This window comes from Mesorhizobium sp. CAU 1741, from assembly GCF_039839275.1.
Taxonomy (GTDB): Bacteria; Pseudomonadota; Alphaproteobacteria; order Rhizobiales; family Rhizobiaceae; genus Aerobium.
This window is the reverse complement of record NZ_JBDOQP010000004.1, coordinates 188701-201247: the sequence shown is the minus strand read 5'-3', so window position 1 is coordinate 201247 and position 12547 is coordinate 188701. Positions and strand designations below refer to the sequence as shown.

10 protein-coding genes are annotated in these 12547 nt (G+C 65.5%); 5 read left to right on the top strand and 5 right to left on the bottom strand.

Annotation, left to right across the window (positions count from 1 at the left end; translation table 11 throughout):
- Position 1 precedes the first annotated feature (1 nt).
- From AAFN84_RS17420 to AAFN84_RS17405, 4 genes are all read right to left on the bottom strand, one after another.
- Positions 2–547, bottom strand: coding sequence for a TRAP transporter small permease (locus tag AAFN84_RS17420; RefSeq protein ID WP_347515905.1), 546 nt, complete (start codon positions 545–547; stop codon positions 2–4).
- 3 nt (positions 548–550) lie between these two features.
- On the bottom strand, positions 551–1555 hold the full coding sequence (locus tag AAFN84_RS17415) for a TRAP transporter substrate-binding protein (protein WP_347515904.1): 1005 nt from the start codon (positions 1553–1555) through the stop codon (positions 551–553).
- 52 nt (positions 1556–1607) lie between these two features.
- On the bottom strand, positions 1608–2102 hold the full coding sequence (locus tag AAFN84_RS17410) for a MaoC/PaaZ C-terminal domain-containing protein (RefSeq protein ID WP_347515903.1): 495 nt from the start codon (positions 2100–2102) through the stop codon (positions 1608–1610).
- A gap of 111 nt (positions 2103–2213) precedes the next feature.
- On the bottom strand, positions 2214–2960 hold the full coding sequence (locus AAFN84_RS17405) for an IclR family transcriptional regulator (RefSeq protein WP_347515902.1): 747 nt from the start codon (positions 2958–2960) through the stop codon (positions 2214–2216).
- Positions 2961–3143: 183 nt separating this feature from the next.
- On the opposite strand from AAFN84_RS17405, the gene AAFN84_RS17400 reads away from it, so the two are divergent.
- Complete coding sequence (locus AAFN84_RS17400; protein WP_347515901.1) at positions 3144–4943, top strand: acetate/propionate family kinase; 1800 nt, start codon at positions 3144–3146, stop codon at positions 4941–4943.
- Positions 4944–4956: 13 nt separating this feature from the next.
- Here the strand turns inward: AAFN84_RS17400 and recQ are convergent, their stop codons facing one another.
- Positions 4957–6771 carry a DNA helicase RecQ gene (gene recQ, locus AAFN84_RS17395; RefSeq protein WP_347515900.1) on the bottom strand — a complete coding sequence of 605 codons (1815 nt, stop codon included), beginning with the start codon at positions 6769–6771 and terminating at the stop codon, positions 4957–4959.
- A gap of 106 nt (positions 6772–6877) precedes the next feature.
- Between recQ and AAFN84_RS17390 the strand changes: the two genes are divergently transcribed.
- From AAFN84_RS17390 to AAFN84_RS17375, 4 genes are all read left to right on the top strand, one after another.
- Positions 6878–8818: a LuxR C-terminal-related transcriptional regulator gene (locus AAFN84_RS17390; protein ID WP_347515899.1), complete on the top strand. Its 1941-nt coding sequence runs from the start codon at positions 6878–6880 to the stop codon at positions 8816–8818.
- Positions 8819–8950: 132 nt separating this feature from the next.
- Positions 8951–9979 carry an ABC transporter permease gene (locus tag AAFN84_RS17385; protein ID WP_347515898.1) on the top strand — a complete coding sequence of 343 codons (1029 nt, stop codon included), beginning with the start codon at positions 8951–8953 and terminating at the stop codon, positions 9977–9979.
- A complete protein-coding gene (locus tag AAFN84_RS17380) occupies positions 9979–10854 on the top strand; it encodes an ABC transporter permease (protein WP_347515897.1) in 876 nt (291 codons plus the stop codon). The genes AAFN84_RS17385 and AAFN84_RS17380 overlap by 1 nt, the downstream gene beginning before the upstream one ends.
- Positions 10855–10856: 2 nt before the next feature.
- Positions 10857–12536 carry an ABC transporter ATP-binding protein gene (locus AAFN84_RS17375; RefSeq protein WP_347515896.1) on the top strand — a complete coding sequence of 560 codons (1680 nt, stop codon included), beginning with the start codon at positions 10857–10859 and terminating at the stop codon, positions 12534–12536.
- Positions 12537–12547 lie beyond the last annotated feature (11 nt).

The window sequence follows — 12547 nt, the reverse complement described above, 5'->3', positions numbered from 1 at the left end:
GTCACACCACCTCGTTGGGACCGGCTCGGTCGCGGTGCGCGACGCCGTGGAAGGACACCATGATGAGATCACGCAGCGTGGCGAGAGACAGAAGCACGCCGCCGGCGACCATCAGCCCTTGCAGTATCCACATTGGAACCTGCAGCATGGTCGAGGTCCTGAAATCGAGCATCCACGAAAACGACGCGGCCTGCCAGGCGCCATAGGTGAAGGCGACCGCGAAAGCGAAGCTGAGAGCAAGGGCAAAGTAGTCCATCGCCAGGCGCACCGGGGCCGGGCAGAGGTCGCGCAGGAACGTCACCCTGAAATGCCCGTCCACCATCTGCGTGGCGCCGGCGCCAAGAAAGGCCATGGCGATCATCATGTAGATGCTGACTTCGGCCGCCCAGAGTGTGGGGATGGCAAGCGTACGAAGAATGACGTCATAGGTGACGGTGATCGCCAGCAGCCAGATGATCGCCGTGGCGATGGCGCTGGAGGCCATGCCGAGCCGGTCCATCGCCGCCTCCGCGGCGCCGAGCGCCGCGGACCTGGGTTTCGTCGACATTGCCTATTCGCCCGGCTGGAACAGTCGCGCCACTTCCGGGCTCAACGTCTCGAGCATCTGGGTGAGCAGCGGGGCTGTCGTTTCCCGCCATTCGGCGAATTCGGGCATGTCCGGCGACAGGATTGTGACTTCCATGCCGCGCTCGCGATACTGCGCGGTCAACTGGTCGATTTCCTCGACGATGGCCGTGCGGTTCTCGTGGCTGGCCCGGTCGACCGCGTCCACGAGCACGGTGCGATCGCCTTCCGGCAGGCCGTCGAGCCAGCTCTTGTTGGCCGCCCAACCCATCATGGTCGTGCCGAGAAACGAAGCGGGCACGAGTACGTGTTCGGCCACCTCGTACATACGCTGGCTGTCGACGCCCTGGAAGCCGATGATGGCGGCGTCCACTGTGCCATACTGCATGGCCGAATAGACGTCGGCGAAGGGGATGGTGACGGGCGACCCGCCGAAGGCGGTGATCGCGGCCGCCTGACCCTCGGAGAACACGCGCACCTTCTTGCCCTGGAAATCGGCCGGCGTCGCGATGCGCTCCTTCGAGACTACGGCCGGAGGCCCCAGATCAGCGAGGCCGAGCAACACGCTGTTCTTCTCCTCGAACTTTGTCTGCAGCACCGACAACAGTCCGTCTTCCCTGTCGACCACCTCGTTGAACTCGGCCATCGTCAGGCTGGTCGGCGCGTCCATGATCTTCGTGTCAGGGACGGTTCCGGTCCAGCCGTTGACCGTGATCCAGCCCAGCTTGACCTGGCCGGTGGGAATGCCGACCGGCATGTCCCTGTCCTGGGCGAGCTGGCCGCCGGGGAAGTGCTGGAGCTCGATGTTGTTCGGCTGCGCCTCTTCGATTGCGGCTTCGAGTGCGGGAACGAAATGGCGCACGCCGATATGGTTCGCGCCGCCCCAGGTGGCCAGTGGGACCGTGGTGCTTTGCGCCGAAGCCGCGGTTGCTCCGGCGATCAGCATGACTGCAGATGCCGCGCCAATTCCAAGTTTCTTCAGGTCGATCATCGATTTTCCTCCCGAGTGATGACGGATTGCAGATGGTGGTGAAATGGAAGCGTCAGCCGGCCTTCGCCGCCTTGACCATGCGTGTCGCGCTGTAGGCCAGCACGACGTCGCCTTTCTGATTGACCACCTCGTTCATGGCCGTGACGATCCCGCGTCCCGGCTTCGAGGTCGGGCGTGCGCTGGTGACCTCGGAGCGGACATGAATCGTGTCGCCGGCGAACACCGGCCGATGAACCTTAAGTTCCATCCCGAGGAAAGCGAGGCCGGTGTGCTGCATGGCGGCCTGGAGAAGCAGGCCCTCTGCGAAGGAATAGACCAGTGCGCCCGGCGCCAGGCGCCCTTTGATCAGGGATTCGTTCTCGAGATAGTCGAGGTTGGTGAACAGCACCTCCAGCATCCCGGTGACGCATACGAAATTGGTGATGTCCGCGTCGGTGACTGTGCGGCCGATGGTGCGGAAGCGCCGTCCAACTGTCCATTCCTCGAAGGGCAGCCCGAGGCCGATGACCGGCAGATCAGCGGTATCGCCAGTGTTTTGAGCGCTCATCATTCCTCCCAGTATTCACGAGCATGCATCAGCTTACACATATGTGAACAATTGCGTCAACACGCAAAGCGCCCCTGTGCATTTTGTAAGCGCAGCGGTATCGGCGAGGACTCAGGATTCGGTGTTGTCGTCCGCCAGGTAGCGGTCGATCGCATCCCGCACGCTGGCGAGCAATTCTTCCACGCGCGGCTGCATGCGGAACGAGGGCCCGGCAACCATCAGGCACAGATGCTGGGTCTTGATCGGCAGCGGGATGGCGATGCCGAGAAGGTCGGGGGCATAGCCATTGTCGTTCATGAAGTACCCCTTGGCGGTACCTTCGGCGATAAAGCGCTCGACCTCCTCTGCCGACATCGCCGTGTTGGGCGCATATCGTACATAGTCCGTGCGGCTCAGGATCGTCGCGCGGTCGCGGGCCGAGAGCAGGGACAGGAGGGCGCGCCCGGCCGCGGTGGCGTAGAGCGGTATCGGCTGGCCGACATGGGCGAAATAGCGGATCGGCTGCGAGGATTCGACGACATCGAGAAAGACGCCGTGATTGCCGGAAAGTCCGGATAGCACGGCTGTTTCGTCCGTCGCGCGGGCGAGGCTGGCCACCATCGCATGAATGGCTTCAGACAGCGGTCCGTGCGAGACGATCTGCGTCCCCAGCGTGAGAAGCCGGTGCGTGGGATAGTAGCCACCGCGAAAACGGGGCTCGTGCAGAAGGCCGTTCTTGCACAAGGTCTCGATGAGGTTGAACGTGCTGGATCGCGGCCAGCCGAACTCATCGGCGATCTCCGACAGCGTGGCCGGCGATTTCCGATCCACGAAATATTCCAGTATCCGAATGGCGTTCTGGACCTGCCGGACGATCATGCAGTTCTCTTCTTCAGTAGGATTCTCATCGGTTCGATGTAGCGGTTTCCTTATCACCATGAAATAGCAGCTCACGGCTACAATAAAACTTGCCACGTCGGCCTTGTATCGCGTTCGGTACCCGAGTGACTATGCGGCGGATGCCCATACGCTGTGGACGGGCTGCAAAAGGAAGGTGTGCCCGTGAAGATCCTCGTCTTGAACTGCGGCAGCTCCAGTCTGAAAGTCGGCGTCTTCGCGGTCGATGCCGGGCAGGCGGTGGAGGTCTTTAAGGCGAGCTTCGACACGTTCGATGAAGGGACATGCACCTCGAAGATTACCAGCGGCGGAAAGACCTTGGCCGACCGCGCGCCGTTCGGCGACATCGCCGCGGCGCTGGAGGCGCTGCCGGGTGTGCTAGGCGAGCATGGCATCGGCGGGTTGGACGCGGTCGGACACCGCATCGTCCATGGCGGCGAGCGGTTCCGGGGGACGACCGTGCTCGACGACGCAACCCTCGACGCGGTGGAAGCGCTGACGCCGCTGGCGCCGTTGCACAATCCAGCCAATGTGATGGCGGTGCGGGTGGCGCGCAAGGTGTGGCCCGCGCTGCCGCAGGTCGCCGTATTCGACACAGCGTTTCACGCCACCAACCCGCCCCGCGCGACCACATATGCGGTGCCCAAGGCGTGGCGTGATGCCGGATTGCGGCGCTTCGGCTTCCACGGTACGTCGCACAAATACGTGGCGCAACGAGCGGCGGAAGAGATCGGCGAGCCGCTGCGCGACCTGCAGATCGTCAGCGTCCATCTCGGCAACGGCGCCAGCGTCTGCGCAATCAATCGCGGCGAGAGCATGGATACGTCGATGGGCATGACGCCGATCGAGGGGCTGGTGATGGGTACCCGCTCGGGCGACGTTGATCCGGGCCTGTTCGGCTTCCTGTCGCGCCAGCTCGGCCTGACGGTGGCAGCGATCGAGGACGCGCTCTACGCTGACAGCGGACTGAAGGGCCTCGCCGGCTTTTCCGACATGCGTACCATCGAGGATCGAGCCGCGGCGGGCGAGGCGGATTGCCAGCTCGCCATCGAGATCTTCGCCTATCGGACCCGCAAATATATCGGCGCCTATGCCGCGGCGATGGGCGGGCTCGATGCCGTGGTGTTCACTGGCGGCATCGGTGAGAATTCGTCCTCGATGCGGCGGCGGATCTGCGACGGTCTCGAATTCATGGGGCTGCGCCTCGACCATGACCGCAATGGTTCCGTCGACCTCGCCGAGCATGCCGCGCCGCAGATCCAGGCCTATGGTTCGCGGGTGCGCGTCATCGTCACCGAAACCGCCGAGCAATTGATGATCGCGCGCGAGACGGCGGCCGCGCTCGCCGCCACGCCCGCCATCGAGACGATCCCGGTCGCGGTGTCGGCGCGCCACGTGCATCTGTCGCGCGCATCGGTCGATGCCCTGTTCGGCGTCGGCTACCAGCTCACCCCCGCCGTGGCGCTGCGCCAGCCCGGTCAATGGGCGGCGGCCGAACGCGTGACGCTGGAAGGGCCCAAAGGCAAGATCGAACGCGTCGCGATCCTCGGACCGGAGCGCAAGCGAACGCAGATCGAAATCTCGCGCACCGATGGCTTCGCGCTCGGCATCGATGCGCCGGTGCGCGACAGCGGCAAGCTCGACGGCACGCCGACGGTGCGCCTGATCGGCCCCGCCGGCCAGCTTGAAACCGACGGGCTCATCATCGCCGCGCGCCACATCCACACCAACCCGGCGGATGCCCGGCGGCTTGGCCTCACCGATGGCATGGTGGTGGACGTCAGGATCGGCGACGAGGAACGCGGCCTGACATTCGGCAAGACGCTGATCCGCGTCGGTGCGGATTCGGTGACCGAGATGCATATCGACACCGACGAAGCCAACGCCGCCGACATCCGCGTCGAGGGCGAAGGCGCGCTGGTGCCCGACGTCGCGGTCAAGGCGGTGTTGCCGACTGGCCTGTGAGTCGGTCCCAGCCTTAGGGGTGCTCGGCGATCACCTTGAGGAACGCCGGGCCGTAGCGGTCGAGCTTGGCTTCGCCTACGCCCGGAACGTCCGCCATCTCGGCACGCGAGGCGGGCTTGGCGGCCGCCAGTGCGATGAGCGTCTTGTCGTGAAAGATGACGTAGGGCGGCAGGTTCTGGGCGCGTGCCATTTCCGTGCGCTTGCGCCGCAGCGCCTGGAAGAGATCCTCGTCCGCCTCTGCGACGGCGGCGGACCGCGCTGGCGAGCCCGCGACCTTGCCGCGGCGCGCGCGCGGCGGTGCCGGTACGCGCAGCATCAGTTCCGGCTTGTCGCGGAGGAAGTCGCGGCCGGTCTCCGAGATCGAAAGGCCACCATGGCCGGCAAGATCGACATCGACGAGGCGCAGCGCGATCAACTGGCGCAGGATCGCCCGCCACGTGCGGTTGTCGTGCTCGGTGCCGATGCCGAAGGTAGAGATGCGGTCGTGACCGAACTGGGCGATGCGGTCGTTTTCGACGCCGAGCAGTACGTCGACGACGTACGCCTGGCCGAAACGCTCGCCGGTGCGGTAGATGCACGAGAGCGCCTTTTGCGCCGCAACCGTGCCGTCGAAAAGGGCCGGCGGATGGGCGCAGGTGTCGCAATTGCCGCATGGCGCGCAACGATCGCCGAAATAGGACAGCAGCACCTGCCGGCGGCAGCCCGCCGTTTCGGCGAGCCCGAGAAGCGCGTCGAGCTTCTGCCGCTCGGTGCGCTTGCGGATGTCGGGCGCTTCAGATTCTTCGATGAAGCGGCTGCGCAGCGCGATGTCCTCCGAGCCGTACAGCATCAAGGTGTCGGATGGCAGGCCGTCGCGCCCGGCGCGTCCCGTCTCCTGGTAATAGGCCTCGATGCTGCCCGGCAGGTCGACATGGGCGACGAAGCGCACGTCGGGCTTGTCGATGCCCATGCCAAAGGCGATGGTCGCCACCATGATCACCGCCTCGCCATGCTGGAAATGGTGTTGGTTGGCTCCACGCGCGGTCTTGTCCATGCCGGCGTGATAGGCGAGCGCGTCGTGGCCCTGGTCGCGCAGCCAGGCGGCGGTTTCCTCCGTCTTGCGCTTCGATAGGCAGTAGACGATGCCGCTCTCGCCGTCGTGGCGCGCCAGGAACTCCTTCAGTTGAGAGCGGGGGTTGTCCTTTTCCTGGATGGCATAGCGGATGTTGGGACGATCGAAGCCGGCGATGAAGGCGTCGCCTTCCGCAATGTCGAGATGGGAGAGGATTTCCGCGCGTGTCGGCTCGTCGGCCGTCGCCGTCAGCGCCATGCGCGGGATGCCTGGAAACTGGCCGACCAGCACATCAAGCTGGCGGTAGGAGGGGCGGAAATCATGCCCCCACTGCGACAGGCAATGGGCCTCGTCGACCGCGATCAGCGACAGCTTCGCCTGTCCCAGCCGCTCCAGAACCTCGCGGCGCAGGAGCGTCTCGGGCGCCACGTAGAGCAGGTCGAGATTGCCGTCGAATATGTTGCGCCAGAGCGCCTGCCGCTCGTCGGCAGGCAAGTCAGAGTTGAGCGCCGCCGCCCTGACGCCCGCCTGCTTCAAGGCTGCGACCTGGTCGGCCATCAGCGCCAGCAGCGGCGACACGACGAGCCCCATGCCGGGCCGCACGATGGCGGGAATCTGGTAGCAAAGCGACTTGCCGCCGCCGGTCGGCATCAGCACGAAGGCGTTTCCGCCGTCAATCACGTGCTCGACGATGCGCGCCTGCGGGCCCCTGAACGCATCATAGCCATAGACGGTCTTGAGGGTTTCGAGGGCTGTGTCGGCCAACTTCGTCAACATCGAGAATCACGGAAGCGCCCTTCATAGCAGCTTCGCCGCGCCTGTATGCGCTGATGCGGCTTTCGGCTGTTCCGTCCCCCGGTTTTTGCCCATAGGCGCCCGGTCTTTGCGCGCGCGGGGCGGCTTCGGTATACCGCTGTCGATGCGCGCGCCGCTTTCGACCATGATCGCCGAGCTGATCGGCCTGCTTCCGCACGACGAGAGGCGGCTTCTGCTGCGGCTTTGCGCAGCGGCGGAAGTCACCGACGCATCCCGCATTGCCGTCGCCAGCCGAGAACGCAGCGCAGCGCTCCGGCTGGCGTCGCGCCTTGCCAACACGGTGTGCTATTTCGCGGAGTCGCGCGAACTCGGCCCGGCCTCGGCCGAGGCGGCAGCGCTGCTGCGCGACATCGCCGGGACGGGACCAGACGCACGGCACCACGACGCCGACCCGGTGGCCGAGATCATCGCGGCGCAGGAGCGAGGCGCGCATAGTCACGCGCTGTCGCTGTTCGAGGAGAATGGCGGCATCTATTTCATCCATTTCCATGGCAACGACGCCTGTCTCGACGTGCTCAACCGGTTCCCGAAGGAGCTGGTGGACAGCGAGGAAACGCTGACGCTTGCGCTGGCGATGCATGCGCTGAAGGCGGGCAACGTCACCCACGCCCGCTTCCTGATGGTCCGGCGCTTCGGCGATGACATGCACAGCCTCGAAACGGTGATCCGCAACTCCGACGGGTTCTCGCTCGCCGTGCGCCAGTTCCGCTTCCTGATGGCGATCTACGAGGACTACGCCGTTTCCAACGAACTTCGGGAACTGCTGTTCGACATGCTGGCGGAACTGCCGATCGACGACCATTTGCATCGCGGCAGCTTCTACAATGCGATGCTGTCGGTCTGCCTGCAGCGCCAAGAGCTCAACGAGGCGGAAGAGGTGGCCAAGCGCGCGCACCACCATTATCGCGAGGCGCAGGCGCACCTGCTCGTCTTCTACATCGAACTGCATCGCGTGGTCTTCTCGCTGCAACGCGGCATGCTGGGCGAGGCCGAACGGTGGGCGGCGCAAGCCCGCGAGGCGCTCGACAAGGTGCGCTTCGACAGCCCGGCCGACCGCCGGCTGCTCAACCTTCTCGACGCCGTCATCGCCTACGAGAAGGGTGAGCCGGAGCACCTCGTGCGCTTCGTGTCCGACGAGTTCGACAAATTCGCCTATGGCGAGATCTGGCCGACGGTGGTCGAACTGGCGCTGATCTACTGTTCGCAGGTGGTCAGCCGCCAGGTCGGGCTGGGTGCCGCGATCAGCTTTCTCGACAAATGGCGGGTCCAGGAGTGGCGCTCGCGCCGCTTCAACCTCGCCATCACCATGCGCGAGGTCGACCTCCTGCAAAACGCCAATCGCTGGCAGTCGGCTGCCGACCGGCTGATGGCGGTGCAGTCGCGTATCAACCTGACCTGGGTGGAATCGGCGGAGGAAGCCCTGTCGCGCCTCGTCGACCCGATCGAGATCGAGCTCGCCATGGCGTGGCTGCGCCATCTGATCCAGCACCTGCCACGCCGGCCGCTGCTTCGCGACCAGGTCGAGGCGCTGCTGCGCAACGAGCACATCGGCGAGCGCGACCGGGGCCGGCTGCGGCTGTGGGCCGCCTATCTGGCGCGTCTCCATCGCGACGTGACGCGCGCGCGCCATCTGCTGTCGGAGCTGCTCGACGACATCGCCCGCATCGGCATCATCACGCATCTGATCGGCGAGATCGGCATCATCGACGCGCTCCTCGACGACAAGCGCATCGCCGCGCATGTCCTGTCCACCGCCGACAGGCGGGCTGCGGTGCGCAAGCTGCACGGCTTCTCGCCACGGCGCGATGCGGAAAGCACGCCGCTTACCCGCCAGGAACTGCGTGTGCTGCGGCTGGTGGCGGAGGGCGCCACCAACAAATTCGTCGCCCGCCAGCTCCGGCTGTCGGAGGTGACGGTGAAGTTCCACCTGACCAACATCTACAGGAAGATGGGTTGCCGCAAGCGGTCGGAAGCGATCTCCGGCGCGCGCTCGCTGGGCTGGATCTGACAGGAACCTATACCAGATTTGCCGAAACCTAGACTTCTCGCGCATTGATGCGGCGCGGCCGGCCGCCCCAAGATGAGCCGAGTAGGGATCGCGTCCGTCTGAAGGCGCGACATTTCGGGGAATCGGTGTCGGATGCAGGAGAACTATCTCTACACCTTCGCAAAGCGCATCGCCGGCTTCATCGGCGTGCTGGTCGTCCTGTCGCTGATGATTTTCATCCTCGCCCGCGTCGTGCCCGGCGACCCGGCGCGCATCGCGCTCGGCCCAAGCGCTTCGCAAGAGCAGGTCGACGCCATGCGCGTCCAGATGGGGCTCGACCGGCCGCTGATAGAGCAGTATGTCACCTACGTCACCAACGCGCTGCAGGGCGACCTCGGGCGCTCGCTGATTTCGGGCCGACCCGTCACCACGGAAATCGCGGCACTTCTGCCGGCGACGCTGGAGCTGGTGCTGGTGACCGTCATCATGATGGCGCTGATCGCCATTCCGCTGGGCGTGATCACCGCGCGCTACCGCAATAGCTGGATCGACAATACGGGCCGCTTCTTCTCGATCGTCGGCGTGACCATGCCGAGTTTCCTGTTCGCCATCCTCCTGCAGCTCTTCGCCGCCTATTTCCTCTCCGACTGGCCGATCATCGGCCGCGTCGACCACACGCTGGCCGCGCCGCGCTCGCCCACGGGCCTGCTCTTGATCGACTCGCTGGTGCATGGCCGGTTCGACGTCTTCGCCGACGCCTTCCAGCGCATTCTGTTTCCCGCCCTCGCGCTCGCCATGTCGGGCATCGGCCAGATCACCCGCATCACCCGCTCGGCGATGATCGAGAACCAGCGCCGCGACCATGTGCTGACGCTGCAATCCTTCGGCGTGCCGGACCGGGTGATCGTCTTCCGCTATCTGCTCAAGCTGTCGTCGATCGCGCCGCTGACGATCATGGGGCTGGAATTCGCCTCGTTGATCGGCAACGCCTTCGTCGTCGAGCTGGTGTTCTCGTGGGGCGGCTTCGCCTCCTACGGCCTCAACGCGATCCTGCAGAAGGATCTGAACGCGGTGATGGGCGTGGTGCTGTTGTCGGGCCTGTTCTTCATCGTCGCCAACATCGTCATCGACATCATCCTGCTCATGCTCGACCCGCGCCTGCGGCTGAAGGAGGCGCGCTGATGGCCGTCGAAGCCACTCAGGAGATGGCCGCGCTGACGCCGCGCTACATGGCGTGGTACCGCTTCACCCGCAATCCCACCGCCATCATCGGCGCGCTGATGGTGATCTCGGTTGTGCTCGTCGCCGTGCTGGCGCCGCTGATCGTTCCCTATCCCGAGCATTCGGGCGCCGCCGTCAACTTCCGTGTCCGCCACGCGCCGCCGGACCTGACCTACTGGTTCGGCACCGACAAGGTCGGGCGCGACATCCTCACCCGCGTGATCTACGGCTTCCGGGTCTCGCTTCTGCTGGTTGTCGGCGTTCTGGCCGTCGCGGTGCCGCTGGGTGCCGCGCTCGGCCTGTGCGCCGGCTATTTCGGCGGCTGGACGGAACGCATCATCACCGGCTTCACCAACGTGATGCTGGCGATCCCGCCACTGGTGATGGCGCTCGCCGTCGGCAACGTGCTGGAGCCCAACCTCGTCAACGCGATGATCGCGATCACGCTTCTGTGGTGGACCTGGCACGCGCGGCTGGTCTACCGCGTGTCGAAGTCGATCGCGGCGGAGGACTTCGTCGAGGCCGCAAGGCTCGCCGGCGCCAGCCATTGGCACGTGCTCACCCGCGAGATCCTGCCCAACTGCATTTCGGTCATCTCGGTCAAGACCACGCTCGACGCCGCCTTCGTCATCCTGTTCGGCGCGACGCTGTCCTTCCTCGGGCTCGGCGTGAAGCCGCCGACGCCGGACCTCGGGTCGATGGTCGCGGATGGGCGCCAGTTCCTGCCGGAAATGTGGTGGGGCGTGCTCGCGCCGGGCTTCGCCATCTTCTATGCCACGCTCGGTTTCAACCTTCTGGGCGACGGCCTGCGCGACATGTTCGACGTGGAGGTCTGACGATGACGAACCTGCTCGACGTCACCGGCCTCAACCTCGCCTTCAACACCTATGGGCGGCGCCACCACATCCTCAAGGACGTCGCGCTGTCGATCCCGCAGGGCGGGCGCGTCGCGCTGATCGGCGAGACCGGCTCCGGCAAGTCGGTGACCAGCAAGGCGATCCTCGGCACGCTGCCGCGCAATGCCGACGTCGAAAGCGGTGAAATCCTGTTTCGTGGCGACAACGTGCTGGCGATGCCGCGCGGCCGCCGCGACGCCCTCAAGGGCACTGCTTTCTCCGTCATCATGCAGGACCCGCTGTCGTCGTTCAATCCGGTGTTCAAGATCGGTCGCCACCTCGACGACGTGATGTATTACGCCGACCGCCGACTCAGCCAAAACAGCAGCGCGGCGGAGCGCCGGCAGCGCATCTTCGAGGTGCTGCGCAAGGTGCAACTGGACGACCCGCAGCGCATCGTGGCGGCCTATCCGGCGCAGCTTTCAGGCGGCATGCGCCAGCGCGTGCTGATCGCGCTGTCGCTGCTCCACCAGCCCGACCTGCTGATCGCCGACGAGCCGGGCACCGCGCTCGACGTGACGACCCAGGACGAGATCATGAAGCTGATCAACCGGCTGGTCTCCGACAACGGCCTGTCGCTTCTGATGATTACCCACAATCTCGGGGTCGTGCGGCAGATGGCCGACGACGTCTATGTCATGCGCCATGGCGAGATCGTCGAGCATGGGCGGCTGGCCGAGATATTCTCCAATCCGCGCCAGCCCTATACGCGCCAGCTTATCGACGCTATCCCGCCGCTTTATGGCGACCGCGTCGAGGACCAGAAGCCGGCCGACGCCGAGCCGATCGTCGAGATGCGCAGCGTCACCAAGGTGTTCGAGCAGAAGCCGCTGATCGGCAAGGCGACGCGCCATGTCGCGGTCTCCGACGTAACGCTGGCCGTGCGGCGCGGCGAGGTGTTCGGGCTGGCCGGGGAATCCGGCTCGGGTAAGACCACCGTGGCGCGGATGATCATGGGTTTGATCGATGCGACGGAAGGCTCGGTGACCGTTGACGGCAAAGCCGTCGAGGACGAGCGCGGCAGCGACGCGTTCCGTCGCAAGATCCAGATCGTCTATCAGAACCCCGGCACCTCGCTGAACCCCAAGCGCACCGTCGGCCAGACCCTGCGCGTGCCGCTCGCGTTCGCCGGGATGCGCGGCAAGGCGCTGGACGACCGGATCGTCGAACTGCTGCGGCTGGTCGATCTGCCGGCGAATTATGTGGGCCAGTACCCCCACGAGCTCTCCGGTGGCCAAAAGCAGCGCGTGGCGATCGCCCGCGCGCTCGCCGCCGATCCCGAAATCATCGTGCTCGACGAGCCGACCTCGGCGCTCGATGTGTCGGTGCAGCAGAATGTCATCGCGCTGTTGACCCGGCTGCGCGAGGAATTGGGCCTCACCTACCTGTTCATCTCGCACGACCTGTCGCTGATGCGCAATTTCTGCAGCCGCATCGCCATCATGCTGCGCGGCGAGATTGTAGAGGCGGGCGAGCCGCGCACGGTCTTCGAGGCCCCGCAGCACCCCTATACCCGCGCCCTGATCGCCGCCGTGCCGGTGATCAGCGACGAGGAAGAGAAACGCAAACCGCAAGTAAGCGACGAGGAGCGCAAGCGCTACCTCGTCGACACGGCGGCCTGAACATGTCCAGA